Source organism: Drancourtella sp. An12 (assembly GCF_002160935.1).
Lineage (GTDB): Bacteria > Bacillota > Clostridia > Lachnospirales > Lachnospiraceae > Sellimonas > Sellimonas catena.
In genome coordinates, this window is sequence record NZ_NFLO01000002.1 from 229936 (window position 1) to 255354 (window position 25419).

Sequence of the window (25419 nt, forward strand, 5' to 3'; positions counted from 1 at the left end):
AGAGACAGAAAAAGAGTGCGGATGAAATATTCCGCACTCTTTATGCTGTCTTATTTCTTTTTTGATTTTGATGAATTCTTGGAAGCCTCTTCCCTGGCTGCTTCCTTAGCTCTTGCAAAAAATCCTTTTTTCTTCTTTGGAGCTTCCAGAGGCCCTCTGACACCTCTTACTCCTGTAATATAAATACCGCTCACGGTAGCTTTGACTTCTTTTTTCACAGGAACAAGCGGGTAAACCTTATCATCACACATAAATGTCATGATCTTCGGCCCGACTTTTGCCTTAACGACATAAACCTTGGACCGGCGTAAATATTTCGGCGTGCTTTCCATTACGATAGATGGAAAACCGGCATCTTTCAGCTTCATACGGCCCTTGTCTATGACGAGTATGGAAACTGTCTGAGCCATGGCATCGATCTTCTCCTGCTGTTCCGCCTGCTTCTTCTGAGCGCGCTTTCCAAGAAAATAAAGGACGATCAGAGCGATGACCAGAATAACAAGAATCACGAGTGATACGATAAAAAACGGACTCATCTTAATTACTCTCCTCCAATCTTTTGTTACACATGTTGTATTGTAGCATTGTTTTTGGGGAAGCGCAAGTAGTTTGCAGGCGGGTTGCATCTTTTTTCCCCTGCAAGTATAATAAGAGCAGGAATCGAGGAGGAAAAAGTATATGGAAATAATATTCGAATTAACAAAAGACGCAGCTCTTTGGATACTGGACAACCTCGTATTCATCAACATCATTTTATCGATCATTATTATTTTCTTTCAAAGACGAAATCCGACAGCGGTCTGGACATGGCTTTTAGTCCTTTACTTTATTCCGATTGTCGGTTTTATCCTGTACCTTGTGGTGGGACAGGACTATAGAAAAAGTAAAATGTTCAAGATGAAAGAGATTGAAGATGAGATCAAGTACGCGGTGAGGCGCCAGGAGGAATCGATCTACCGGAGGAAGCTGAGACTGAAAACCCCGGAGATGGAGCGGTTCCAGAGCCTGATTCTTTATAACCTCAATGCGGCCGAAGCAGTGCTGACAGATAACAATGACATTCGGATTTACACGGACGGCAGGGAGAAATTCGATGCCCTGATCGCAGAAATGAATGGGGCGAAAAATTACATTCATCTGCAGTATTATATTATCCGGAATGACGAACTATGGCAGGAAATTGAAGAAGTACTGACAAGAAAAGTACAGGAAGGTGTTGAAGTCCGGGTGCTTTTTGACAGTATGGGCTGCCGGAAAATGAGGGAACGTTCCTGGAGACGTCTCGAAAAGGCCGGCGTCCAGGTGGCAGAGTTTTTCCCGGCATTTCTGGGTCAGCTGCAGCTGCGCGTCAATTACCGGAACCACAGAAAGATTGCGGTCATTGACGGCAGAGTCGGATTTGTAGGGGGATTTAATATCGGAAGAGAATATCTGGGGCTTGATACGAAGAAATTCGGATACTGGAGAGACACCCATCTTTGTATCGAAGGATCCGCAGTGACATCCCTTGCTGTCCGCTTTGTACTGGACTGGAACTACGCGGCCAAGGAAAATCTTTTCCTTCAGGACCGGCTTTTTGAAATTCCGGAATATGAGAGAGACGGAAGGTCTCTCGTACAGATTGTATCCAGCGGACCGGACTCCAAATACGACAGCGTCCGGGATAACTACTTAAAGATGATTCAGATGGCCGAAAAGTACATCTACATCCAGACCCCGTATTTCATACCGGACCAGCCGATTCTGGACTCCTTAAAAATCGCGGCTAAATCCGGAGTTGATGTAAGGATTATGATCCCGTGTAAACCGGATCACCCGTTTGTCTACTGGGCAACTTACTCCTATCTGGGCGAAATGGCCGCCGCAGGAGCAAGATGCTACACATACCAGAACGGATTTCTCCACGCAAAGACCATGACTGTTGACGGCCTGGTCAGCTGCGTCGGGACCGCCAACATGGACATCCGCAGCTTTCAGCTCAACTTCGAAGTCAACGCCACCATCTACAGCGAAGGAACAGCAAAAAAACTGGAAGACGCATTCGAAAACGACCTCCTCGTCTGCAAAGAGGTGACAGAAGAAACCTACAGACAACGCGGCCTGTCCATCCGCATCCGGGAACAGATCTCCAGACTGTTCTCACCACTTCTGTAGAACTTACGTATTTTTGGGGACGTGTTCCGATGCACAGGTACACGACGTAAATGACAAAAAAATCCCCGAAACCCGCATAAAATAAGGCAAAACTTGAATTATCAGATTTTTTTCATCGGGGACGGGTTCCGGTGCACAGGTACACGTCCCCGATGATGCGAAAGGAGTGGAGGATATTGAAGGAGTTTCTTGAGAATGTGAGAGGTTTGATGCCGCTTGTGCATAATATTACGAACTATGTGACGGTGAATGATGTGGCGAATGTGCTGCTGGCGTGTGGTGGAAGTCCGATCATGTCGGATGAGCCGGAGGATGTGGAGGATATTACTTCAATCTGCGGTGGTCTGAATATTAATATTGGTACGCTGCACAAGACGAGTATTGACGGGATGGTCCGTGCGGGGAAGCGGGCGAATGCGTTATCCCACCCGGTGCTTCTGGATCCGGTGGGGGCGGGAGCGAGTGTGTTCAGGACGAATACGGCGTTGAAGCTGATGGAGGAACTGAAGCTCACTGTGATTCGTGGAAACATCTCGGAGATCAAGACGCTTTATCTTGGGAGCGGAACGACAAAGGGGGTAGACGCGGATATTGCGGATGCCGTGACGGAGGAGAATCTGGAGGAGAGTATCGTTTTTGTCAAATCGTTTGCGAAGAAAGAGGGATGTATCATAGCTGTGACCGGAGCGATTGATCTGGTCACCGATGGAGACAGGTGTTACGTGATTCGCAATGGTCGTCCGGAAATGGGCAAAATCACCGGAACCGGATGCCAGCTTTCGGGTATGATGACGGCATATCTGACAGCGAATCCGGAGCATCCGCTTGATGCGGCGGCAGCGGCAGTCTGTGTGATGGGACTTGCCGGAGAGACGGCGTGGAAGCGGATGGAGGAGGGGGATGGAAATGCCACCTACCGGAACCGGATTATCGATGCTATCTACAATATGACCGGGGAGGACCTGGAGAAAGGAGCTGTTTATGAAGTGCGATAGAAAAGATTTTGTTCTTTATGCGGTGACAGACCGGAGCTGGCTGAATGGTAAGACGCTGACAGAGCAGGTGAGAGAAGCGCTGGAAGGGGGAGCAACCTTTATCCAGTTAAGAGAGAAAAATCTGGATGAGGAGACATTTCTTGAGGAAGCAAAAGAAATTCAGAAATTGTGCCGGGAATATCAGGTGCCGTTTGTCATCAATGATAATGTGAAGATTGCAGAGGAGATTGGTGCGGACGGGGTTCATGTCGGTCAAAAAGACATGGAAGCGGAAGATGTGAGAAAGCGGCTTGGGCCGGACAAGATTATTGGTGTTTCTGCCCAGACTGTGGAGCAGGCAAAAAAAGCGGAGCAGCACGGCGCGGATTACCTTGGAGTGGGAGCCGTGTTCCCGACGGGCTCCAAGGCGGATGCCACGGAGGTAAGCCATGAAGTATTAAAGGAAATCTGCAGGGCGGTCCGGATTCCGGTCATTGCCATCGGAGGTATCAGCAGAAAAAATGTGATGGAGCTGAAAGGCAGCGGTATCTGCGGTGTGGCTGTGATCAGCGCGATTTTTGCAAGCAGGGATATCAGGACAGCGGCGGCAGCATTAAAAGAGAGTGTGGAAGAGATGATTAAAGAATGATCAAGGGAGTTATTTTTGATGTGGACGGAGTCCTGCTTGATTCGATGCCGGTCTGGGAAGAGATCGGCGAACTTTATCTGAAAAGCCAGGGACGGGAAGGGAAACCGGGGCTTCGGGAAATTTTGTTTCCGATGAGTCTTGAGCAGGCAGCAGACTATCTGATCCGGGAGTATGATCTTCCGAAGACGGCCGTCCGGGTGGTAGAGGAAGTCAACGGGATGATCCGGACATTTTATGCGGAGAAGGCAGAATTAAAGCCGGGAGTCCGGCGGTATCTGGAACAATTCCGGAAAGCGGGGATTCCGATGGCTGTTGCAACTTCGAGCGGAAGAGAAAATGTGGAAGCTGCATTTCGAAGACTTTCGGTGCTGGATCTGTTTCGGGATATTTTGACTTGTTCGGAAGTGGGACAGGGGAAAAATCATCCGAAGATCTATCTGGAGGCAGCAGAAAAAATTGGTACAAGACCGGAAGAAACGTGGGTATTTGAGGATACCTGCCATGCACTTCTGACCGCGAAGAGGGCAGGCTTCCGGACGGTGGCGGTTTATGACCGGGCAAGCAGAAAAGATCTGGACACCTTAAAATCCGAGGCGGATATATTTCTGACGGAGTACGGGGATGTGGAATTGTTTTTGCAGCAGGCATCTGCTCGGTAATCAGGCGGGAATGAGGCGAAAAAAGAAAGGACGTGTGGAAGATGAGAACAGCATTGACAATTGCGGGAAGTGACTCCAGTGGAGGTGCGGGGATTCAGGCGGATATCAAAACCATGACTGCAAACGGTGTATTCGCCATGAGTGCGGTGACTGCGTTGACTGCACAGAATACGACCGGGGTGAAAGATATCATGGAGGTTTCTCCTGCGTTTTTAAAGGAGCAGCTGGACTGTGTTTTTACTGATATCCGGCCGGACGCGGTAAAGATCGGCATGATTTCGTCTTCGGAACTGATCCGGGCTATTGCAGACAAACTAAAGGAATACAGGGCTGAAAATATTGTGGTGGATCCGGTGATGGTAGCGACAAGCGGGGCAAGACTGATCAGCGAAGATGCAGTAGAAACCTTAAAGGAATGTCTTCTCCCGGAGGCGGACATCTTGACACCAAACATTCCGGAGGCGGAGGTTCTTTCCGGGATGCGGATCTGCACAGAAGAGGATATGATCTGTGCCGGACAGAAGATCAGTGAAACGTACCATCTGGCTGTACTGGTCAAGGGAGGCCATCAGTTAAATGATGCCAATGACCTGCTATGTCAGGGCGGTGTCTGTCGCTGGTTTTACGGAAAGCGGATCGACAACCCGAACACCCATGGAACCGGGTGCACATTGTCAAGCGCTATTGCCTCCAATCTGGCAAAGGGCTTTTCCATGGAGGAATCGGTGGAACGGGCAAAAACTTACATATCCGGAGCGCTGGGAGCCATGCTGGATCTGGGAAAGGGCAGCGGACCGATGAACCATGCCTTTGACATTCACGGAATGTTTGTCCGGGAAGCAGGAAAAGAGGCTGAATAGAAGCGGGAAAAGGACGGCTTGTCAAGAGAACAGAAGTATGATATAACTGGAAAGAGATGATAATAAAGGAGACAGGAGTATGAATAATAAAAGGAAACAGGCTCTGGCTGCAGGAGTATGTATGATTGCGGCTGTATCCCTGCTGGCCGGATGCGGACCGAAGGAAATCGAAAATGATTATGTCAAAATTAATGGATATACAGACCTGGAAGTCAGCGAGATCACAGAGACGGAAGTGACCGACGAAACCGTGGATTCCCAGATCGAACAGATCCGGCAGAATTATGCGACCTATACGGAGATTACAGACCGGGCTGCTCAGGAGGGAGATATGGTTACGATCGATTATTCCGGAGCGATTGACGGAGTTGCCTTTGACGGAGGCACGGCATCCGGACAGCAGCTCGAACTTGGAGCGGGCGGATATATTGATGGATTTGAGGATGGAATTGTAGGTCATACAACAGGGGAAACCTTTGATGTCAATACGACATTCCCGGACCCGTACGAGAATAACCCTGATCTGGCCGGAAAAGATGCGGTATTTACAATCACACTGACAAAGACCGAAGAAGTTTCCCTTCCGGAGTTGAATGATGAGTTTGTCACCATGGTGAAGGGCGAAGACACAACAGTGGATGATTATAAGAAAGAAATCAGGGATATCCTGGAAAGTCAGGCCGAGGTACAGGATCAGACACAGAGACAGACGGAGATTGTTGACGCTCTGATGGAGAATGTAGAGCTGAAAGAATATCCGGAGGATAAAGTAGAAGAATATACCAGCCTTATGAAAGAGCAGTACCAGCAGATCGCAACTTCTTTAAATATGGAGTATGCGGATTTTCTGGAACAGTACATGGGGATGGACGAGGAAGCATTTAATGAAGAGATAGATACACAGGTCAAAGAGTATGTCAAACAGCAGGAAGTGCTGGATCTGATTGCCGGGGAGGAGAACATTACCGTATCCGACGACGAGATTGATGAGTGGGTAGAACAGAATGCGCAGGCACAGCAGATGACAGCGGATGAGCTGAAAGAGCAGTATTCGGAAGATGAACTGAAAGAACAGGCATTAAATGAAAAAGTGATTTCCTGGCTTTGGGATGAAGCAAAAGTGACATCGGAAAGCTCTGATAATGAATAGGAATCCATAAACGCAGAGGCGTATCAGTTATTGGGAGACAGGACTGATACGCCGTTTATATTACGCAGAAAAGAACGAAAATCGAAAGAATCTGTTGCGTAAAGCGGGGAAACATAAGATAATATGAGATAAGGGGATATCTTTATATCTCTTGATTGGGGGATACAACATGAGACGCTGCTTTTATGACAGACAGACGGGAGCGGTCTTTTATGACCTGCAGAGAGGAAAGAGGGAAACAATTGAGGTGGCCATTCTTTCCGGAGGGAAAGTGCGGGTAAAAGCACCGTACCGGATGCCGGAAACAGCCATCCGCAGATTTTTAAAAGAAAAGGCTCCATGGGTCAAAGAGCAGCTGGAAAAGATCGAAAAGAGCCGTAGAGAATGGATGGAAAAACGGTTTCAGGACGGCAGCGTCTTTTATTATCTGGGAGAGCCGTTGAAGCTTTCGATAAAGAAATCAGAAGGTGAGACTGTATGGCAGAGAGACGGACAGCTGCTGATAGATCAGACAGCAGCAACACCTCAGAAGCGGAAAGAGCAGTTGGAAAAATGGTACCGGATCCGGGCAAAAGAAAATATTGAAAGCCGGGTGAAGGTGTTTGCCGCAAAGATCGGGGAGAGCCCGAATAAAGTGACTATCAAGGCACAGAAAACAAGATGGGGCAGCTGCAGCAGCCTTGGAAATTTGAATTTCAACTGGAGGTTGATCATGATGCCGCAGAAGATTATTGACTATGTGGTGGTTCATGAGCTGTGTCACTTGAAGGAGATGAACCATTCCTCGGCTTTCTGGAACCGGGTGGAGGAAATAATGCCGGATTACCGGAACCGCAGGAAATGGCTGAAAAACAATGCATGGAAAGTTGAGTGGGAGCAGATATGAAAGAAAGTTTGAAGTTGGCAGTGGAGAAGGCAAAGAGAGGCGAGAGCGAGGGATTCGGCACGATCTACAGAGAAACCTGTGCGGATGTCTATTTTCGTGCCAGACTGATGATGGGAAACCGCGGCGAAGCCAGAGAACTGGTCCGCCAGATCTACCTTGTCGTGTTCCGGACTATCAGCACGCTCCAGGATCCGGCGAAGATGGAAAAGTGGCTTTATACCGTTCTCTATAAACTCGGGGAGAGAGAATGCCAGAAAAAGAAAGGAATGATTCTGGAGAAAGAAAAGACAGCGCCTTCCTGGGAGGGACAGCGCGCTCCGGAGACGACAGCGGAGCGGCAGCAGATCGTCCGGATTCTGAAATCCAGCTACAAGAAAATAGGAACAGCCGGGAGGCTGGTCTGCCTGGCATACTACTATGAGGGATGGAGCATGGAAGAACTGTCCCGTCTGTGGAAGTGTCCGGCCGAGAAACTGGAGGGAATTCTGGAATATGCAAGGATTGAGCTGGGACTGATGTGTACCCAGGCAGGATATCTGCACGTGGACATTTCTTCGGATATGATGGTCCTGATGTTTGAACTTCTGCGGGAAGACGCGGAAGAAGAAATCCGCCAGGCAAGACTTGGGAAGCTTTATGAAGAGCTGGAAGGAGAGCTTGATATCGAAGATCAGGATGAGCCGGACGAAGAAAAGTCTTTTTTCAGGAAATGGTTCGCCATGATTATCCTTGCAGCAGCGGTGATTATCGGACTTGCCGCAGTTGGAGGGAACTATCTCGGGCAGCTTGTCACCCGCAATGAGACGGAGAAAAACGAAGAGACTGACCAGAACGAAGAAGAGGAAAAGAATACCTGGAGCCTGGCAGACTATAAAGGAAACTGGTGTGACGAGGCGAATGCGGGCTCTGAAGTGATGTCGACGGACGGAATCTGCGAGGTGGAAATCAAAAGTGCCGCAGACCAGAGAGTTGTATTTGATATCCGGAAAACTTACGGAAGCGACGAGGATTATGTATTCCGGGGAGCGAATGACGTGACCGGCGTTGTTTCTGATAAAACGGCCTCTTTTACCTTTTCGGACGAATATAACAACCGGATGGAAGGAACCATCGAATTCCAGGATGAGGCTCTGAAGGTTGTCGTAAAGAGGGCCTCGGGCGGACAGTCAGAAGGGCTGACAGCGGCAATGGACTGCACGATGAAGCGGGATCAGTACGCTGACAGCAGGACAAGACCTCAGGAAGAAGAGGAAGATGAGGATTATATTTTCCCGGAAAGTGACAGCCGGCTTCTGACAGAAGAAGACTTCGAGGGAAAGACAAAAGCAGAACTGCGTCTTGGACGAAACGAGATTTTTGCAAGACATGGAAGAATCTTCGAAACCGAAGATCTTGACGAATGGTTCTCATCCAAAGACTGGTATGAACCGCTCTACACAGCGGATGAATTTTCCCGGAATGTACGGTTGAATTCTTATGAAAGACAGAATGCGAACCTGATTCTGGCGGAAGAGAGAAGAGCCGTGGATTAGACGGGAACGTAGGACAGGACTCCTGCATATGTATGTAAAAAAAGACATATGCAGGAGCTTTTATGGCTGTTTCGATTATGCTGGATGCAGGGCACGGCGGAAGAGATCCGGGTGCTGTTTACAAGGGAAGACAGGAGAAAGATGACGCACTTCAGATGGTACTGGCGGTGGGAGAGATTCTGGAAAACCGGGGAATTGATGTTCAGTACACACGGACAACAGACATCTACGAGACACCGTATCAGAAGGCGATGAAAGCAAATGAGGCCGGAGTGGATTATTTTATTTCGATCCACCGGAATTCCTACCCGGTGGACAATGCGGTGTCCGGGGTGGAAAGTCTCGTATATGATCTTTCAGGAATCAAATATGAGATGGCCGAGGATATCAATGACCAGCTGGAGACAATCGGTTTCCGGAATCTGGGAGTGAAGGCAAGACCGAATCTGGTCGTCCTGAAACGGACGAAGATGCCGGCCGTTCTTGTGGAACTGGGATTTATCAATTCCGACACGGATAATCAGATTTTTGATGAGAATTTTGACGCTATTGCTCTGGCAATCGCTGAGGGAATTCTTGATACACTGATGCAGCGCCCGGATATGGACCTGGACAGTGAACCGGAGGAAATGCCGGGGGTGACGCCGGAAACAGAGACGGAGGAAACAGAAGAAGAGGCCCGCTACCACATTCAGGCCGGTGCATTCCGTAATCCGGACAATGCACAAAGGCTGAAGGACGAACTGATTGCAGATGAATTCCCGGCTTTTATCAGCCATGAGGGACCATATTATAAAGTGTTGACAGGAAATTTTGCTTCCGTCGACAAAGCAGCGGATACCGAGCAGGCACTGAAACGGGCCGGATATCAGACGGTGATTGTATCAGAATAAAGACAGATACCGGCACGAAAAAGAAAAGGAGAAATACAGATGGCAGACAGACTGGAATTTCAGGGAAAACTTGGATGGATTCTGGAAGAGGCAAAGCGGCAGGATAACAGGATCCGGAAAGAAGAAATCGAGAAATATTTTGAAGATGACCATTTAAGCGACGAACAGATGGAGCTGGTATACGACTACCTTTTGTCTCAGAAGGTAGCCGTATCAGGATACGAAAGAAAGCATGGGAGAATTCTGACAGAAGAGGAAAGGGAGAAATCCTATTCAGAGGAAGAAAAGCGCTATCTTCGCAATTATCAGATGGAGTTAAGAGAAGTGCAGGGAGAGCAAAAAGGACTTTCCGAATTTCTGGAAAAAGTACTGGGGATCGCGGAATCTGTCCATGACGGGAGCGTTTTTCTCGGGGATCTGGTACAGGAAGGAAATGTCAGCCTGATGCTGGCGCTTCAGGAGACAGAAGACGAAGAAAAGATTCTGGAAGCGGTACAGGAGGGGATCGAGGCATTTCAGGAAGAGCAGAAAGACGTCCATGTCAGAGACCGGAAGATGGTTGAGAAGGTGGACGAGCTGGAAAGACAGATCAAAAAGCTCAAAGAAGAGATGGGCAGAAAGATTACCCTGGAAGAACTTGCCCTTTATACGGACAGGAGCGAGGCGGAAATCCGCTCTGTTTTAAAGCTTGCGGGCGAGGAAGTGAAAGACGAAGAAGAAAACTGACAGATAAACAAAGCGCCGTGCCGGAGCAGATCCGGGAACGGCGCTTTGTTGTTTTCTGATTTATCAGTTTTCCTCTTTGTCCGGATGGATCCAGTGAGGAGGAAGATAGACATGGACACTCTCGATACGGTTTTTATCCAGCTTTTCCACTACCAGGCGGACGCCGTCCGCAGTCGTGACCTCGTCACCGGCAGCAGGAAGGCGGTCGAGATGCTCGATGATAAAGCCGCCAAGAGAATCGTAGTCATCAGATTCCAGATTCAGCCCAAGCTCATCGTTCAGGTCATCCAGGTTGGTAGAGCCCTCTACAATATACTCATGAGTTCCCAGTTCTTTTACGTCCTCTTCTTCATCCTCGTCATACTCGTCATGAATCTCCCCTACAATTTCCTCGAGGATATCTTCCAGTGTGATGAGGCCGGCCGTCTCGCCGTATTCGTCGAGAACGATCGCGATGTTGAATTTGGCCTCCCGCATTTCGACAAGGAGCTCGGAGATATTTTTATATTCATAAGTAAAGTATGCGTCCCGCAAAATATCACGGACATGAAATTCTTTTGTGTTGTCATATAAAAGAAGATCTTTCATATTAATAGTACCAACCACGTTGTCCGTTGTATTTTCGTAGATCGGAAGCCGTGTGAATTTATCCTCGCGGAAGATCTCGATCAGTTCATCGTAGGTGCTGTTGATATCGGCAAATGTCACATGGACTCTCGGGACCATGACATCTTTTGCCTTGGCGTCTCCAAGATCAAATACATTGTAGATCATTTCTTTTTCTTCGGATTCGATGACGCCGTCTTCGTGGCTGACATCTACGATGGTACGAAGTTCAGTCTCCGTCATGGTACGGCTCTGAGCATTCGCATCGATGTGAAGAAGAAAAAGTACTGCTTTGGAAAGCAGATTGATCAGGGCAACGAGCGGTGACATGATTCTGGTAAAAAATTTGACAATCGGTGCGTAAATCAAAGAGATCTTTTCAGGATACAGTGTCGCGGTCGTTTTTGGTGTAATCTCTCCGAAAAGCAGGATCAGGATGGTGATCGCTGCATTGGCGACGACAATTGCGGAGCCGCCGAATTGATAAGCAATACTCGTAGTAAGGGATGAGGCGGAAAGATTGACAACGTTGTTTCCGATCAGGATGGCAGTCAACATCTGAGGGGAATGCTCGGAAAGCCAGAGCACCATTTTTGCACGCTTGTTTCCCTCGTCTGCCAGAGAACGCATACGGATCTTGTTAGCCGTAGTAAGAGATGTCTCCGCGGAAGAAAAGAATGCGGAAAACGCCAGTAAACATATGAGAATTACAATTTGTATGACTGTACTCGAGTCCAAGAAAAGTTCACTCCTTTTGATAAATAATACTGATTTCTATACTATCGTATTTTTTCTGAATTTGCAAGAGTTCATTGAATTTGAACAGCCTTTGATGTATGATAAGACAATGAAATGGAAACAGACTATGATGGAAAGAACATTTTGGAGAATAGGCAGATGAATATGAACAGAGAATTTTATGAGAAACTGTGTGGATGTACGGCACCGGAACGGGTAAAAGAGCAGGAACCGATGGCAAGACATACGACTTTCAGGGTCGGCGGGCCGGCAGACTACTTTGTTTCACCATCAGACAGCGAAGAAATCAAAAAGCTGACAGAGCTTTGTAAAAAAGAGGGAGTACAGTATTATATCGTTGGAAACGGAAGTAATCTTCTGGTGAGCGATGACGGATACCGGGGTGTCATTATCGCGATCGGCAGGGAAATGTCGGGAATTGAAGTCCGGGGAGAGCAAATCCGGGCACAGGCAGGTGCCCTGATGAGCCAGATTGCGGCAGCGGCACTGGAGAATGAACTTGCCGGATTTGAGTTTGCATCCGGAATTCCCGGAACGATCGGAGGAGCTGCGGTCATGAACGCGGGAGCCTACGGCGGGGAGATGAAAGATGTTATTGTACAGGTGACGGCTCTTGACCGGGATGGAAATATGATTGTCCTTTCACAGGATGAACTGGAATTCGGATACCGGACAAGCGCCGTGATGAAGCGTGGCTGCATTGTGCTGGAGGCATGCATCCGTCTGGAAAAAGGAAGCAGGGAGGAGATCCTTATGAAAATGGAGGATTTCAAGCAGAGAAGGATCACCAAGCAGCCTCTGGAGTACCCGAGCGCAGGGAGCACATTTAAGCGCCCGGAAGGATATTTTGCCGGGAAACTGATTCAGGATGTGGGTCTTCGGGGATTTACGGTCGGAGGAGCGCAGGTATCGGAAAAGCACAGCGGTTTCGTGATCAATAAAGGCGGGGCTACGGCTGAGGATGTGAACCGTTTGATGCAGGAAGTATCGGACCGGGTATACCGGGCATTCGGTGTCAGGCTGGAGCCGGAAGTAAGAAGGATTGGGGAATTCAGGAACAGACGGGACGAAAGATAAGAGACACAAGAAAGAAAAGGCGGTATGAAATATGCGGATTGTAATTGTGACGGGCATTTCGGGAGCGGGCAAATCAACAGCGCTTAAGATGCTGGAAGATGTAGGATATTTCTGCGTGGATAATCTGCCGGTCCCGCTTCTGCCGAAATTTATGGAGATGCTGATCCTCCCGGGATCAGAATATACGAAGGTGGCGCTTGGAATTGATATCCGAAGCAGTCAGAAATTTGTACAGCTTCAGGAGACTTTGGAAAAGCTGAGAGAAAAGGGCGTAAAATTCGAAATCCTGTTTCTTGACGCTTCGGATCAGGCATTGATCAAACGGTATAAGGAGACGAGGCGGAGCCATCCGCTTGCCGGCGAGGGCAGGGTGGATAAAGGCATTGACGAAGAGAGAAGGCGGCTTGTGTTTCTGAAACAGCAGGCGGACTATATCATTGATACAAGCCAGATGCTTACAAGAGAGCTTCGCGCCGAAATCCATAAGATTTTTGTGGAGAACAAAAACTATAAAAATCTGTATGTGACGATCCTCTCCTTTGGATTCAAATATGGAATTCCCGGGGATGCGGATCTGGTGTTTGATGTACGGTTTCTTCCGAATCCGTACTATATTACGGAGCTGCGCCCGATGAGCGGAAATGATGCTCCGGTCAGGGACTATGTAATGAACAGCGAAACTGCAAGGATTTTTCTCGATAAACTGACGGACATGGTACAGTTTCTGATTCCGAACTATGTGGCGGAGGGAAAAAACCAGCTTGTCATTGCGATCGGGTGTACCGGAGGCAAACACAGGTCTGTTACGCTTGCCAACGCATTGTACTATGCCCTGGAACAGGAAGAAGGATACGGGCTGAAGATCGAGCACAGGGACATTGAAAAGGATGCCCGGGTGAAAGGAATATAAAGATGTCATTTTCAGGAAAGGTAAAGGAGGAACTGGCAGGACAGATAAGCAGCGCAAGACACTGCCAGATTGCAGAATGCGCGGCAATTCTGTGTTTTTCGGCCGGAGCATCTCTGGAAGAGGGGGAGCAGACATACTTAAGGCTCAGCACGGAAAATATTGCAGTTGCAAGAAAGTACTTTACATTATTGGAAAAAGCGTTTAATATAAAGGCTGAAATTTCTATCCGTAGAAATCAGGACAAAAAAAGTATTTTATATTTGATAACAGTAGGAGGCCGGAAACATACCGACAGAATCCAGCAGGCAGCAAAGCTTGTCAGGGAGCCAGAAAAACAGGCGGGATTTTCCGGAGTGAGCAGTCTCGTTTTCCAGAACGGGTGCTGCAAAAGGGCATTCCTTCGGGGAGCCTTTCTGACAGCGGGATCCATGAGTGACCCGCACAAATCTTATCATTTTGAAATTGTATGTGCGTCCGGGGAAAAGGCGACTCTTCTTCAGAAGATGATGCATGGCTTTGAGATGGACGCAAAAGTGGTGAAACGGAAGAAGTCGTTTGTCGTGTATTTAAAAGAAGGCACTCAGATCTCACTTGCACTGAATGTGATGGATGCGCCGGTTGCCCTCATGGAATTTGAGAACATCCGGATTCTGAAAGAGATGCGGAACTCGGTAAACCGTAAGGTGAACTGTGAAACCGCCAATATTCAGAAGACCGTGTCCGCTGCAGTCAAGCAGATGGAAGATATCGAATATATCAGAGATCATATGGGATTTGAAAAGCTTTCCGATGGATTGAGGGATATGGCCATGGCCCGTCTGCAGTATCCGGAAGCGACATTGAAAGAGCTTGGAGAGCTGATGCCGGAACCGGTTGGCAAGTCCGGAGTCAACCACAGGCTGCGCCGTCTAGGCGAAATTGCTGAGAAGTTAAGAAAAGCAAATGGAGTTCAAGGAGGTACAAAATGATTAAGAAACCATTGAAGATCAAATGTGACGACGGATTGGATGCAAGACCGATCGCTTTGCTTGTACAGGAGGCAAGTCAGTATGAAAGCCGTGTGTTCATTGAGATCGGCAGCAAGAAGATCAACGCGAAAAGCATTATGGGCATGATGAGCCTGAAATTAAGCGGGGGCGAAGATCTGACGGTGGTTGCAGAAGGCGTCGACGAAGAAGCAGCAGCAAATGGCATTGAGAAGTTCCTGGAACATGCAAGATAGTTCCGTGACATACATAGAAACAGGAGAGAATGAGAAGGGTGTTGCCGGTCAAGAAGGTTAACATCCTTTTCCTGTCGTTTCAGCAAACAGGCAAGAGGTTTTAGTAAAGGTGGCAGCAGGAGATGAAAAAGATTTTATTTATTTATAATCCCAATGCAGGAAAAGGGCTTTTGAAGCCGAAATTATCTGACATCGTGGATCTGTTCGTAAAAAGCGGATGTGAAGTTGTGATTTATCCGACACAGAGTTATCACGATGCATACAAAAAAGTCATGAAATTCAAAGAGGATTATGATATCGTCGTGTGCAGCGGCGGGGACGGAACACTGGATGAAGTTGTTACCGGAATGATGAAGCGGGGAAGCAGGATACCGGTCGGATACATTCCAACAGGTACGACCAACGATTTTGCGAACAGTCTTCATATTCCAAAAGATCTTTTGAGCGCGGCTGACGCAGCGGTCAACGGCAAGCCGTTTCATTGTGATATCGGCCAGTTCAACGATGATTATTTCGTGTATGTGGCGGCCTTCGGTCTGTTTACCGACGTCTCCTATCAGACGAAGCAGGAAATGAAGAACATGCTCGGACATCTGGCATACTTGTTGGAAGGTGCGAAACGGCTGTTTGATATTCCGTCCTATCATGTCAAGGTGACATACGATGAGACAGAGATCGAGGATGATTTTCTATTCTGTTCCGTGACAAATTCCAGATCCATGGGAGGGTTCCGCAATATGTTCGGCCACGAAGTGGAGTTTGACGACGGAGAATTTGAAGCAACCCTTATCAGATCACCGAAAAATCTTCTTGAGCTTCAGAGCATTGTCGCCGCTTTGATGAGCAAGGAGAAAAACTCCACCTATATTTATAATATCAAAGCAAAAACAATAACTTTTGAGTCCCTTGAAGAGATTCCATGGACGCTGGACGGAGAATTCGGAGGGGAATTTGACAGGGTACGGATCAAAAATAGACAGCAGGAACTGTGTATTATGGTTCCGGAAGAAAAGGCCGAGGAGCTGATTCATCATCCGTACGAAGAATTGTCTGAAAATAATGATGAAAATAACGAAAAAAAAGACTTGTATATTTCGGAAAAATAGTATACAATAAGCAAGTGAGGTAACACAGACGTGTTCTTCACTGGCACATGGCCCCCTGGTCAAGCGGTTAAGACGCCACCCTCTCACGGTGGAATCAGGGGTTCGATTCCCCTGGGGGTCATATCTTAGAGAAGTGGAGGAAAAATTATGTTGGTATCAGCAGCAGAAATGTTAAAAAAAGCAAAAGCAGGACATTATGCAGTAGGTCAGTTCAATATTAACAACCTGGAATGGACAAAAGCGATTCTGACAGCGGCAGAGGAGACAAAATCCCCGGTTATCCTGGGTGTGTCCGAAGGTGCCGGAAAATACATGACAGGCTTTAAAACAGTAGTTGGAATGGTTAACGGCATGCTGGAAGAGATGAAAATCACAGTTCCGGTTGCACTTCACTTAGACCACGGTACTTACGAAGGATGCCAGAAATGCATCGAAGCAGGTTTTTCTTCCATTATGTTTGACGGTTCTCACTACCCGATCGAGGAGAACGTAGCCAAGACAAAAGAACTTGCAGCCATCTGCAAGGAAAAAGGAATGTCTCTGGAAGCAGAGGTTGGTTCCATCGGCGGCGAAGAGGACGGTGTTGTCGGAGCCGGCGAATGTGCAGATCCGCAGGAATGCAAGATGATCGCTGATCTCGGCGTTGACATGCTTGCAGCCGGAATCGGAAACATTCACGGAGTATATCCGGAAAACTGGCAGGGACTGAGCTTTGAAACTCTTGATGCAATCCAGGAACTTACAGGCGATATGCCGCTGGTACTTCACGGAGGTACAGGTATTCCGGATGACATGATCAAAAAGGCAATCAGCCTTGGAGTGGCAAAGATCAATGTAAATACAGAATGCCAGCTTGTATTTGCAGAAGCTACACGCAAATACATCGAAGAAGGTAAAGACAAAGAAAAGAAAGGCTTTGACCCTCGTAAATTATTAAAACCGGGTACAGAAGCTATCGTTGAAAAAGTAAAAGAAAAAATGGAATTATTCGGCTCTGTTGGAAAAGCTGAATAATCGAAACAAGAGAATAAAAGGCATTCCACTTGTATGGAGTGCCTTTTTCTGTATAAAGAATATGGAGGAGAAAGCATGGAGGACAACAAAAAGGTGATCAATGTAGCAGAGATTTTCGGGGAAAATGTATTTAACGATACCGTAATGCAGGAGCGTCTGCCGAAGAAGATTTACAAAGAGCTGAGACGGACGATCGAAGAGGGAAAAGAACTGGATATTGCTACAGCGGATGTGATTGCCCATGAGATGAAAGAATGGGCAATAGAAAAAGGAGCCACACATTATACGCACTGGTTTCAGCCTCTTACCGGGGTCACGGCGGAAAAGCACGATTCCTTTATTTCTGCACCGATGGCGAATGGAAAGGTGCTGATGAGCTTTTCGGGAAAAGAACTGATCAAAGGGGAACCGGATGCATCTTCTTTCCCGTCAGGAGGACTTCGGGCTACATTTGAAGCCCGCGGATATACTGCATGGGATCCTACGTCTCCTGCGTTTGTGAAGAAAGACGAAAATGGATGCATTCTCTATGTTCCAACTGCGTTCTGCTCCTATACCGGAGAAGCGCTGGATCAGAAGACACCGCTTCTTAGATCGATGGAAGCGATTAATAAACAGGCACTGCGTTTTCTGCGTCTGTTCGGAAATACGACGTCGAAGCGCGTAAAACCGTCGGTCGGCATTGAGCAGGAATATTTCCTTGTAGACCGGCAAAAATATCTGAAAAGAAAAGATCTTGTATTTACAGGCCGTACACTTTTTGGAGCAATGCCTCCGAAAGGACAGGAGCTGGATGACCATTATTTCGGAAGCATCCGCGCCAGGATCGCGGCATTTATGAAAGAAGTCAATGAGGAGCTCTGGAGACTGGGCGTGACTGCAAAGACACAGCACAATGAAGTTGCTCCGGCCCAGCACGAGCTGGCTCCGATTTATGTAGAGTGCAACGTGGCGGTTGACCACAACCAGCTGATTATGGAGACGTTGAAAAAGGTAGCGGAACGGCAGGGACTTCACTGCCTGCTTCACGAGAAGCCGTTCGCAGGAGTGAATGGATCAGGAAAGCATGACAACTGGTCTCTGACAACCGATGACGGGAAAAATCTTCTGGATCCGGGAAAAACACCTCATGAGAATATTCAGTTCCTTCTGATGCTTCTCTGTGTGCTCAGAGCGGTAGACAGACATGCGGACCTTTTAAGAGAGTCTGCGGCAGATCCGGGAAATGACCACAGACTTGGATCCAGCGAGGCGCCGCCGGCAATCATCTCCGTCTTCCTTGGAGAACAGCTGGAGGATGTGCTGGAACAGCTTGTTATTTCTGGAAATGCGACACACAGTATTAAAGGCGGAAAGCTCCAGACAGGCGTTAAAGCGCTTCCGGGTCTGAATAAGGACGCGACAGACAGGAACAGAACTTCACCGTTTGCCTTTACAGGTAACAAGTTTGAATTTCGTATGCTCGGCTCCAGAGATTCTGCGGCTGCGCCGAATATCGTATTAAATACGATTGTGGCAGAGGCTCTCTGCGATGCCTGCGACATTCTGGAACAGTCGGAGGACTTTGAACAGGCTGTACATGATCTGATCAAGGAATATGCGACGGAGCATCAGAAGATTGTGTTCAACGGCAACGGTTATTCAGAAGAATGGGTAAAAGAGGCGGAAAGAAGAGGGCTTCCGAATCTTCCGTCCATGGTGGACGCGATTCCGGCGCTTGTAGCAGATAAAAACGTGGAAATGTTTGAAAAATTCCATGTATTTACAAGAGCGGAACTGGATTCCCGTGCGGAAATCAAATATGAAGCCTATGCAAAAGCGGTGAATATTGAAGCCCGTACGATGATTGATATTGCAAGCAAACACATTATTCCAGCGGTAATCCGCGGAACAAAGACGTTGGCTGAGACTGTCAACGCAGTGGTACAGGCAGGTGTAGACGCTGAGGTGCAAAGAGATCTTCTGGTTGAAACAAGCAGCCTCTTAAAAGAGGCAAAAGCAGCACTCACCACACTGGAGCAGGTGACACAGGAGGCATCCACCAAAGAAGAAGGGAAGGTACAGGCAGAATACTTCCACGAACAGGTAGTTCCGGCCATGGAAGCACTCAGAATTCCGGTTGACAGACTGGAAATGATTGTGGATAAGGAAATCTGGCCGATGCCGTCTTACGGGGATTTGATTTTTGAGGTATAAGAGATGAATCGAAGCGAATTTTTGAATAAACTGCGCGAAGCTCTCGAAAACGATCTGAATGCGCAGGCGGTTCAGGAGAATATCGAATACTATGATTCTTATATAAGAAGCGAGATAAAAAACGGCAGAACGGAGCAGGAGATACTGGATATGCTCGGCGATCCGTGGGTGATTGCCCGCACGATCATTAATTCCGCTGAAAATGAACGGGACTACTACGGCGGCACCTCCGGTGCCTACGGTTCCGGGCAGAGTATGTATACAGAAGAAGAGGAAGAAAAGGAGATCCGTCATCCGATTCTTCACCTGATGGGGATTGACACATGGTGGAAGCGACTCTTGTTTTTTGCCGGCCTCATCATTGTCTTTCTGATTATCGTATCGATTGTGACCGGCTTGATTGCTGCTGTGCTGCCATTTGCACTGCCGCTTTTGATTCTTATTCTCGTTCTCCGCATCATGGGAGGGCGATAACAAAAGAAAAGGAGGTACTGTCTGTGCGGCAGTACCTCCTTATTTCAGAAACTTAAAATAAAAGACCGATGGGGGAGCCACCGGTCTTTTGAGGGGAGTATAAATAATTAATAAGGGGTGTAGAAAGCCTGCTTTCTACAAAAGTTAGTATAATATAAGATAAAGAAAAAAGCAAGCAAAATGTTAAAAAATACTAAAGAATCGGAAGAAAATCTTATTTTTCCTGTCCACTTTTTGGAAAAACGCAAGTGTATAAACTAGTTTAAACCGAGCATACTAAAAGCGTACCATAATTCAATAAGGAGGACATGGAAATGGCAAAAAACTACAAAAACACAAATAATATGAACAAAAACAACAGCGAGAACAATTCTTACAGCTCTTCTTACGGAAATATGCACACTCAGAACAGCAAACAGACAGACCGTACGAAAAACGCTGCAAAAAACAAAAACACAAATAAGACAACAGACTGTCATACCAAGGACTACAGCGATTACAACAACAGCAACAGCAACTATTAGGAATATGGTCTCAGGAAACAGAATTTCCCCGCTTTCATCACTAAGAAAGCGGGGAGGTTTTTTTGTGGGGAGTCCGGAACGGCAGCATCTGGTAAAAAAAAGACTTTATTGACAAGCGGGCGGACAGCACGTAAGATATAGTAAGAAGAAAATCGGAAATGGAGAAGCAATATGCAGATAGAATACGTTGTACCGTGCCACTTCGGCCTGGAGGCGGTACTCAAAAGAGAGATCCGGGATCTCGGTTATGAGATTTCACAGGTGGAGGACGGAAGGGTGTCCTTTTACGGGGATGAGCTGGCATTGTGCCGGGCAAATCTGTTCCTGCGTTCCGCAGAGCGGGTCCTTCTGAAGGCGGGCGAATTTTCGGCGGGTACATTTGAAGAGCTCTTTCAGGGGACGAAGCAGATCCCGTGGGAGCAGTACATACCGGAGAACGGAAAATTCTGGGTCGCAAAGGCAGCATCGGTCAAAAGCCGGCTGTTCAGTCCGTCTGATATCCAATCTATCATGAAGAAAGCGATGGTGGAGCGGATGAAGGAACATTATCATAAGAACTGGTTCCCGGAAGATGGAAGTGAATATCCGGTGCGTGTCTTTATCAAGAAAGATGTTGTGACAGTGGGGATTGATACGACGGGAGAATCTCTGCACAAGAGGGGATATCGTCCGCAGAGCGGAAAGGCTCCGATTTCAGAGACACTGGCGGCGGCATTGATTCTGCTTACTCCCTGGAAGAGAGACCGGATTCTGGTAGATCCGTTCTGCGGAAGCGGGACTTTCGTGATTGAGGCAGCCATGATGGCGGCAGACATTGCGCCGGGAATGAACCGGGAGTTTACTGCGGAGAACTGGGGCAATCTGATCCCGAAAAAGCATTGGTATGAGGCGTCTACGGAGGCGCAGGACAGGATCAGACAGGATGTGACCGCAGACATCCAGGGATATGACATTGATGCGGAAGTCATCCGTACCGCCCGGAAAAACGCGGTAAACGCAGGGGTAGACCATCTGATCCACTTCCAGCAGAGGGCGGTCAGGGATTTGAGACATCCAAAGCCGTACGGATTTATTATTACCAATCCGCCTTATGGAGAACGTCTGGAGGAAAAGGAGACACTCCCGCAGATCTATCAGGATTTTGGAGAGAGCTTCCGCGGGCTGAAAGACTGGTCGGCCTATATGATCACAAGCTATGAGGACACAGAGCGGTGGTTTGGAAGAAAGGCGGATAAGAACCGCAAGATTTACAATGGAATGATCAAGACCTATTTTTACCAGTTTATGGGGCCGAAGCCGCCAAGAAGGAAAAAAGAGGAGCAGGGTGTATAAAAACAGGAGAAAGAAGGAAGAGTAAGATGAGCAGAATTGTATTTGCCACAGGCAATGCCGATAAGATGGTGGAGATCAGGGAGATTTTAAAAGACCTTGGCATGGAGATACTTTCCATGAAAGAGGCAGGGGTGAACCCGGAAATCGTTGAGGATGGATCTACATTTGAGGAGAACGCGCTGATTAAGGCGAGAGCAGTTCATGCGCTTCTGCCGGACGATATTGTGATGGCGGACGATTCAGGGCTTGAAATCGACTATCTGAACAAGGAGCCGGGCATCTATTCTGCCAGATACATGGGGGAAGATACTTCCTATGATATCAAGAATGGTGAACTCCTAAGACGTATGGAGGGTGTGCCGGATGAAAAGAGGACCGCACGGTTTGTATGTGCGATTGCAACAGTCTTTCCGGATGGAGAGGAGAAGACAACACTTGGTATAATCGAGGGCAGAGTCGGCTATGAAATCAAAGGTGAACACGGATTCGGCTATGATCCGATCTTTTACCTGCCTGAGTACGGATGCACTACGGCAGAGCTTCCGCCGGAAAAGAAAAATGAAATCAGCCACAGGGGAAGAGGGCTCCGGCAGATGAAGAAGATGATAGAGGAGAGATAGTGGATGAAAAAAAAGAAAATCCTGGTAGTAAGTGATACTCATAAAATACATACGAATTTCGAGAAGGTTCTGGAACAGGAGAAACCGGTAGACTTTCTCTTTCATGCAGGTGATGTTGAAGGAAGAGAGTGGGAAATTCAGTATGGAAGCGGATGCCCGGCCTACGTGGTAGCCGGAAACAATGACTTCTTTGGTGAGCTTCCGCCGGAAGTGGAAATACAGATGGAGACGCACAAGATTTTTATGACACATGGACATCATTATTTTGTATCCATGACTCTGGATCATCTCAGAAGAGAGGCAAGAGCAAGAGGAGCGGACATTGTTATTTTCGGCCATACACACAAGCCTTGTCTGAAGTTTGAAAAAGACATGATTATCATGAATCCGGGCAGCCTTACCTACCCTCGGCAGGAGAACCGGCTGCCGAGTTATATTGTTCTGGAGATGGCAGAAGACGGCACTGTGACGGGTGAAATCAGATATGTAGAAAAAAATGAAAAAAGTTGTTGACAAATATCAGGAGTTCATATATAATAATTTTTGTCGTCAGGAAAAAACAGATGAGACGAAAAAACGGGGTGTGGCTCAGCTTGGCTAGAGCGCCTGGTTTGGGACCAGGAGGCCGCAGGTTCGAATCCTGTCACCCCGATTCCTGGTAGAGACAGGAATCAATATTGCGATCTGCGGGTGTAGTTCAATGGTAGAACACCAGCCTTCCAAGCTGGATACGTGGGTTCGATTCCCATCACCCGCTTTCTTAAAGCAGGATATGCTTTAAGAACTATACAATGTGTCTGTAGCTCAGCTGGATAGAGCAACGGCCTTCTAAGCCGTAGGTCCTGGGTTCGAATCCCCGCAGGCACGTTTCATGGTGGATATAGCGCAGTTGGTTAGCGCGCCAGATTGTGGCTCTGGAGGCCCAGGGTTCGAATCCCTGTATCCACCCTAGTCCCAATATGGGCTGTTGGGCTATCGCCAAGCGGTAAGGCACAGGACTTTGACTCCTGCACTCGTTGGTTCGAATCCAACTAGCCCAGGTTTGAATTATATTATACGGGCGTGTAGCTCAGTCGGTAGAGCACTTGACTTTTAATCAAGTTGTCCGGGGTTCGAATCCCCGCACGCTCACTTTAGACAAGCAGTACTGCTTGTCTATTCTTTTATCTGAGGCCTTGCAAAATAAGGCCGGATTAATGTACGCGGATGTGGCGGAACTGGCAGACGCGCCAGACTTAGGATCTGGTGTCCATGACGTGCAGGTTCGATTCCTGTCATCCGCAGTCGCAAAAGCCCGAAATAGCGGGCTTTTTTATTTTGTGTTCTATAGTATTTCATATATTTTTCCCTTTGTTTAATTTAGTCATTTTCCAATTATTAGTGTGGTTCTTTTCTACCAGATTAGAATTCGTATGCGATGTGTCATAGAAGTTTTTTACTGTGTTTTCTGTTTTTCAGCTATTTCATTGCAGCTTTATGACAGGGTGATTAAAAACTAGTAAAGTATAGTAAAGATATAATCAAGTTTCAGCATTAATTGCTATTCAGAGGAAAGAATTTCTACATTTATTTCTTATGTATCATTTGAATAATAGCATCTTGTATAATTACATTAACGGTTAACCGGAAAATAAGCAGGAGGTAAGAGGAATATGGAAAACAGAGAATTTGTGACACAATGGGTAATTGATGCGGTAAAGAATGAATATCCGGAAGATATAGCACTGGTTGTTTCTCATACGACACTAAGAATAGATGATCAGGTAAAGGCAGTCAGCTATTTTGTCCCGATTACAGAAAGAGGATATCGTTTTGGGCGTACCTTTATTCTGGAAGGGGTAGGGTTTGATATCTGGGGAATTGACTGGGCGAGATTGGAAAAATTTGCTGAGTTGGAAGAATATAATATAACTTGTCTTGCAGATGGAGAAATTCTGTATGCCAGAACAGAAGAAGATGCTGAACGTTTTAGACAATTAAAAAGACGTCAGGCAGAAAATCTTTCAAATCCGGAGAAAATGAGGCAGTGTGCTTTGAGTTCTTATGAAAAAGCAAAGAATATTTTTGCGGAAATGATGTTTGCTGCGATAAGCGATGCGAAAATGTGCGCAGGTTATGTATTGGATTATCTGGCTCAGGCTATAGCTTTTTCTAATCATCAATATTTTAGAAAATCTCAGACCGATCAGATCGAAGAACTTACCGATATGAAAAAAGTCCCAAAGAGATTTCTTGAGTTATATCGCAATGTAATTGATGAGTCTGATGTGGAAGTTCAAAGAAAGTTGTGCCATGAGGCAGTGTGCGTTGTACGGGAGTTTCTGGAAAAGGAAAGTAATGTCGATAAAGATAGTTTAAATTACAATACGGACTTTCAGATGCTGGCTGACTGGTATGCGGAATTATCCTATACATGGCTGCGTATTCGATATTATTCCAGAAGGAATGATCCGGTTAAGACCTATATGTGGGGAATTTTGCTTCAGCAAGAGTTGAACATTGTATGTGATGATTTTGGAATAAAGAGAATGGGGCTTATGGAACATTATAATGTGAATCGATTAAATGAATTTGCTGACTATGCAGATCATCTGGAAGAGAAAATGCGAACTATTATTACAGAAGGGGGAGGAAAAATACACGAGTATAAGAGCATGGAGGAATTTCTTCATGAGATATAGAAATGCTCGGGATATTATTCCGGATCATTTACTTGAAGAACTGCAAAAATATGTGTCGGGAGAAACAGTGTATATTCCCCGTTCGCAGGAAAAGAAAAGATGGGGAGCGGTATCAGGGGCCCGTACCTATTATCAGGAACGGAATGAAAGAATCCGGGATAAATTTCATAATGGAGATAGTATAGATTCGCTTGCGGATGAATTTAAATTATCTACCGATTCCATCAGAAAAATCGTATACAAAAGATGTGATGATCATTCCGGGGTATAAAGGGGAAAAGTGACATTAAATCAGTGGATTATAAAACAGACGTAGGAGATACAGTAGTATGGCCACGTCTGTTTTTTTACATGGATTTTACGTTGGATTTACGCAAGAGAAGCACAGTTTTACATGAATTTAATGTAGATTTGA

General features: G+C 46.9%; 26 protein-coding genes and 8 tRNA genes. 32 read left to right on the top strand and 2 right to left on the bottom strand.

Translation table 11 applies throughout. The features are described 5' to 3' along the window. Positions 1-50 precede the first annotated feature (50 nt). Positions 51-536, bottom strand: a complete 486-nt coding sequence (locus B5E64_RS03340) for an ABC transporter ATP-binding protein (protein ID WP_087167118.1) — start codon at positions 534-536, stop codon at positions 51-53. A 142-nt stretch (positions 537-678) separates the two neighbouring features. Here B5E64_RS03340 and cls point away from each other — a divergent pair, with 142 nt between their 5' ends. The 10 genes from cls (at position 679) to B5E64_RS03390 (ending at position 10483) form a co-directional block, all read left to right on the top strand. Then, the gene (cls, locus tag B5E64_RS03345) at positions 679-2154 is read left to right on the top strand and encodes a cardiolipin synthase (RefSeq protein ID WP_087167119.1); all 1476 of its coding nucleotides are present in this window, start codon (positions 679-681) and stop codon (positions 2152-2154) included. 173 nt (positions 2155-2327) lie between these two features. Then, the gene (gene thiM / locus B5E64_RS03350; protein ID WP_087167252.1) at positions 2328-3149 is read left to right on the top strand and encodes a hydroxyethylthiazole kinase; all 822 of its coding nucleotides are present in this window, start codon (positions 2328-2330) and stop codon (positions 3147-3149) included. Beyond that, a complete protein-coding gene (gene thiE, locus B5E64_RS03355) occupies positions 3136-3777 on the top strand; it encodes a thiamine phosphate synthase (RefSeq protein WP_087167120.1) in 642 nt (213 codons plus the stop codon). Before thiM ends, thiE begins: the two co-directional genes overlap by 14 nt. Next, positions 3774-4436, top strand: a complete 663-nt coding sequence (locus tag B5E64_RS03360; protein ID WP_087167121.1) for an HAD family phosphatase — start codon at positions 3774-3776, stop codon at positions 4434-4436. The genes thiE and B5E64_RS03360 overlap by 4 nt, the downstream gene beginning before the upstream one ends. Positions 4437-4477: 41 nt before the next feature. After that, the gene (thiD, locus tag B5E64_RS03365; protein WP_087167122.1) at positions 4478-5296 is read left to right on the top strand and encodes a bifunctional hydroxymethylpyrimidine kinase/phosphomethylpyrimidine kinase; all 819 of its coding nucleotides are present in this window, start codon (positions 4478-4480) and stop codon (positions 5294-5296) included. Between the two features lie 79 nt (positions 5297-5375). Further along, a complete protein-coding gene (tig, locus tag B5E64_RS03370) occupies positions 5376-6446 on the top strand; it encodes a trigger factor (RefSeq protein WP_087167123.1) in 1071 nt (356 codons plus the stop codon). A gap of 169 nt (positions 6447-6615) precedes the next feature. Then, positions 6616-7332 carry a SprT family zinc-dependent metalloprotease gene (locus tag B5E64_RS03375; protein WP_087167124.1) on the top strand — a complete coding sequence of 239 codons (717 nt, stop codon included), beginning with the start codon at positions 6616-6618 and terminating at the stop codon, positions 7330-7332. After that, positions 7329-8864 (top strand): YARHG domain-containing protein, encoded by a 1536-nt coding sequence (locus tag B5E64_RS03380; RefSeq protein WP_087167125.1) that lies wholly within the window; start codon positions 7329-7331, stop codon positions 8862-8864. Before B5E64_RS03375 ends, B5E64_RS03380 begins: the two co-directional genes overlap by 4 nt. 62 nt (positions 8865-8926) lie before the next feature. Next, on the top strand, positions 8927-9757 hold the full coding sequence (locus B5E64_RS03385; RefSeq protein ID WP_087167126.1) for an N-acetylmuramoyl-L-alanine amidase: 831 nt from the start codon (positions 8927-8929) through the stop codon (positions 9755-9757). Positions 9758-9796: 39 nt separating this feature from the next. Beyond that, positions 9797-10483: an RNA polymerase sigma factor region1.1 domain-containing protein gene (locus B5E64_RS03390; protein WP_087167127.1), complete on the top strand. Its 687-nt coding sequence runs from the start codon at positions 9797-9799 to the stop codon at positions 10481-10483. 63 nt (positions 10484-10546) lie between these two features. Here the strand turns inward: B5E64_RS03390 and B5E64_RS03395 are convergent, their stop codons facing one another. Beyond that, positions 10547-11827, bottom strand: coding sequence for a hemolysin family protein (locus B5E64_RS03395; RefSeq protein ID WP_087167128.1), 1281 nt, complete (start codon positions 11825-11827; stop codon positions 10547-10549). Positions 11828-11986: 159 nt separating this feature from the next. Between B5E64_RS03395 and murB the strand changes: the two genes are divergently transcribed. From murB to B5E64_RS03510, 22 genes are all read left to right on the top strand, one after another. After that, the gene (murB, locus tag B5E64_RS03405) at positions 11987-12925 is read left to right on the top strand and encodes a UDP-N-acetylmuramate dehydrogenase (RefSeq protein WP_343284040.1); all 939 of its coding nucleotides are present in this window, start codon (positions 11987-11989) and stop codon (positions 12923-12925) included. Positions 12926-12956: 31 nt separating this feature from the next. Further along, on the top strand, positions 12957-13835 hold the full coding sequence (gene rapZ / locus B5E64_RS03410; RefSeq protein ID WP_087167130.1) for an RNase adapter RapZ: 879 nt from the start codon (positions 12957-12959) through the stop codon (positions 13833-13835). Positions 13836-13837: 2 nt separating this feature from the next. Next, complete coding sequence (gene whiA / locus B5E64_RS03415; RefSeq protein ID WP_087167131.1) at positions 13838-14803, top strand: DNA-binding protein WhiA; 966 nt, start codon at positions 13838-13840, stop codon at positions 14801-14803. Next, positions 14800-15057, top strand: a complete 258-nt coding sequence (locus tag B5E64_RS03420; protein WP_087167132.1) for an HPr family phosphocarrier protein — start codon at positions 14800-14802, stop codon at positions 15055-15057. The genes whiA and B5E64_RS03420 overlap by 4 nt, the downstream gene beginning before the upstream one ends. A 122-nt stretch (positions 15058-15179) precedes the next feature. Then, the gene (locus tag B5E64_RS03425) at positions 15180-16163 is read left to right on the top strand and encodes a diacylglycerol kinase family protein (RefSeq protein ID WP_087167133.1); all 984 of its coding nucleotides are present in this window, start codon (positions 15180-15182) and stop codon (positions 16161-16163) included. 49 nt (positions 16164-16212) lie between these two features. After that, positions 16213-16284 (top strand) — tRNA-Glu (locus tag B5E64_RS03430). Between the two features lie 26 nt (positions 16285-16310). After that, entirely contained in the window at positions 16311-17177 is an 867-nt protein-coding gene (fba, locus tag B5E64_RS03435; RefSeq protein ID WP_087167134.1) for a class II fructose-1,6-bisphosphate aldolase, read from the top strand. Positions 17178-17252: 75 nt separating this feature from the next. Further along, the gene (locus B5E64_RS03440) at positions 17253-19373 is read left to right on the top strand and encodes a glutamine synthetase III (RefSeq protein WP_087167254.1); all 2121 of its coding nucleotides are present in this window, start codon (positions 17253-17255) and stop codon (positions 19371-19373) included. Between the two features lie 3 nt (positions 19374-19376). After that, on the top strand, positions 19377-19847 hold the full coding sequence (locus B5E64_RS03445; protein WP_087167135.1) for a DUF1700 domain-containing protein: 471 nt from the start codon (positions 19377-19379) through the stop codon (positions 19845-19847). A gap of 314 nt (positions 19848-20161) precedes the next feature. Continuing rightward, a complete protein-coding gene (locus B5E64_RS03450; protein ID WP_087167136.1) occupies positions 20162-20371 on the top strand; it encodes a hypothetical protein in 210 nt (69 codons plus the stop codon). 171 nt (positions 20372-20542) lie between these two features. Further along, entirely contained in the window at positions 20543-21703 is a 1161-nt protein-coding gene (locus B5E64_RS03455; protein ID WP_087167137.1) for a class I SAM-dependent RNA methyltransferase, read from the top strand. Between the two features lie 26 nt (positions 21704-21729). After that, positions 21730-22323: an RdgB/HAM1 family non-canonical purine NTP pyrophosphatase gene (gene rdgB, locus B5E64_RS03460; protein ID WP_087167138.1), complete on the top strand. Its 594-nt coding sequence runs from the start codon at positions 21730-21732 to the stop codon at positions 22321-22323. Positions 22324-22326: 3 nt separating this feature from the next. After that, positions 22327-22836, top strand: coding sequence for a metallophosphoesterase (locus B5E64_RS03465; protein ID WP_087167139.1), 510 nt, complete (start codon positions 22327-22329; stop codon positions 22834-22836). A 64-nt stretch (positions 22837-22900) separates the two neighbouring features. Beyond that, a tRNA-Pro gene (locus B5E64_RS03470) sits at positions 22901-22975 on the top strand. 34 nt (positions 22976-23009) lie between these two features. Further along, positions 23010-23080, top strand: a tRNA-Gly gene (locus B5E64_RS03475). A 36-nt stretch (positions 23081-23116) separates the two neighbouring features. Then, positions 23117-23190: transfer RNA gene (locus B5E64_RS03480), tRNA-Arg, on the top strand. 7 nt (positions 23191-23197) lie between these two features. Continuing rightward, positions 23198-23271: transfer RNA gene (locus B5E64_RS03485), tRNA-His, on the top strand. Positions 23272-23291: 20 nt separating this feature from the next. Beyond that, positions 23292-23363, top strand: a tRNA-Gln gene (locus B5E64_RS03490). 18 nt (positions 23364-23381) lie between these two features. Further along, positions 23382-23454 (top strand) — tRNA-Lys (locus tag B5E64_RS03495). A gap of 71 nt (positions 23455-23525) precedes the next feature. Then, positions 23526-23606 (top strand) — tRNA-Leu (locus B5E64_RS03500). A 369-nt stretch (positions 23607-23975) separates the two neighbouring features. Then, complete coding sequence (locus B5E64_RS03505) at positions 23976-25004, top strand: hypothetical protein (RefSeq protein ID WP_087167140.1); 1029 nt, start codon at positions 23976-23978, stop codon at positions 25002-25004. Further along, on the top strand, positions 24994-25275 hold the full coding sequence (locus tag B5E64_RS03510; protein ID WP_087167141.1) for a CD3324 family protein: 282 nt from the start codon (positions 24994-24996) through the stop codon (positions 25273-25275). The genes B5E64_RS03505 and B5E64_RS03510 overlap by 11 nt, the downstream gene beginning before the upstream one ends. The last annotated feature ends 144 nt before the right edge of the window (positions 25276-25419 follow it).

Coding starts and splice junctions, on each gene's coding strand:
- whiA (WP_087167131.1), top strand. CDS start 13,838: ATGTCATTTTCAGGAAAGGTAAAGGAGGAACTGGCAGGACAGATAAGC.
- B5E64_RS03385 (WP_087167126.1), top strand. CDS start 8,927: ATGGCTGTTTCGATTATGCTGGATGCAGGGCACGGCGGAAGAGATCCG.
- murB (WP_343284040.1), top strand. CDS start 11,987: ATGAATATGAACAGAGAATTTTATGAGAAACTGTGTGGATGTACGGCA.
- fba (WP_087167134.1), top strand. CDS start 16,311: ATGTTGGTATCAGCAGCAGAAATGTTAAAAAAAGCAAAAGCAGGACAT.
- tig (WP_087167123.1), top strand. CDS start 5,376: ATGAATAATAAAAGGAAACAGGCTCTGGCTGCAGGAGTATGTATGATT.
- B5E64_RS03425 (WP_087167133.1), top strand. CDS start 15,180: ATGAAAAAGATTTTATTTATTTATAATCCCAATGCAGGAAAAGGGCTT.
- B5E64_RS03440 (WP_087167254.1), top strand. CDS start 17,253: ATGGAGGACAACAAAAAGGTGATCAATGTAGCAGAGATTTTCGGGGAA.
- rapZ (WP_087167130.1), top strand. CDS start 12,957: ATGCGGATTGTAATTGTGACGGGCATTTCGGGAGCGGGCAAATCAACA.
- B5E64_RS03375 (WP_087167124.1), top strand. CDS start 6,616: ATGAGACGCTGCTTTTATGACAGACAGACGGGAGCGGTCTTTTATGAC.
- B5E64_RS03510 (WP_087167141.1), top strand. CDS start 24,994: ATGAGATATAGAAATGCTCGGGATATTATTCCGGATCATTTACTTGAA.
- B5E64_RS03420 (WP_087167132.1), top strand. CDS start 14,800: ATGATTAAGAAACCATTGAAGATCAAATGTGACGACGGATTGGATGCA.
- B5E64_RS03465 (WP_087167139.1), top strand. CDS start 22,327: ATGAAAAAAAAGAAAATCCTGGTAGTAAGTGATACTCATAAAATACAT.
- B5E64_RS03450 (WP_087167136.1), top strand. CDS start 20,162: ATGGCAAAAAACTACAAAAACACAAATAATATGAACAAAAACAACAGC.
- B5E64_RS03445 (WP_087167135.1), top strand. CDS start 19,377: ATGAATCGAAGCGAATTTTTGAATAAACTGCGCGAAGCTCTCGAAAAC.
- cls (WP_087167119.1), top strand. CDS start 679: ATGGAAATAATATTCGAATTAACAAAAGACGCAGCTCTTTGGATACTG.
- B5E64_RS03360 (WP_087167121.1), top strand. CDS start 3,774: ATGATCAAGGGAGTTATTTTTGATGTGGACGGAGTCCTGCTTGATTCG.
- B5E64_RS03505 (WP_087167140.1), top strand. CDS start 23,976: ATGGAAAACAGAGAATTTGTGACACAATGGGTAATTGATGCGGTAAAG.
- B5E64_RS03455 (WP_087167137.1), top strand. CDS start 20,543: ATGCAGATAGAATACGTTGTACCGTGCCACTTCGGCCTGGAGGCGGTA.
- B5E64_RS03340 (WP_087167118.1), bottom strand. CDS start 536: ATGAGTCCGTTTTTTATCGTATCACTCGTGATTCTTGTTATTCTGGTC.
- B5E64_RS03380 (WP_087167125.1), top strand. CDS start 7,329: ATGAAAGAAAGTTTGAAGTTGGCAGTGGAGAAGGCAAAGAGAGGCGAG.
- B5E64_RS03390 (WP_087167127.1), top strand. CDS start 9,797: ATGGCAGACAGACTGGAATTTCAGGGAAAACTTGGATGGATTCTGGAA.
- thiD (WP_087167122.1), top strand. CDS start 4,478: ATGAGAACAGCATTGACAATTGCGGGAAGTGACTCCAGTGGAGGTGCG.
- thiE (WP_087167120.1), top strand. CDS start 3,136: ATGAAGTGCGATAGAAAAGATTTTGTTCTTTATGCGGTGACAGACCGG.
- rdgB (WP_087167138.1), top strand. CDS start 21,730: ATGAGCAGAATTGTATTTGCCACAGGCAATGCCGATAAGATGGTGGAG.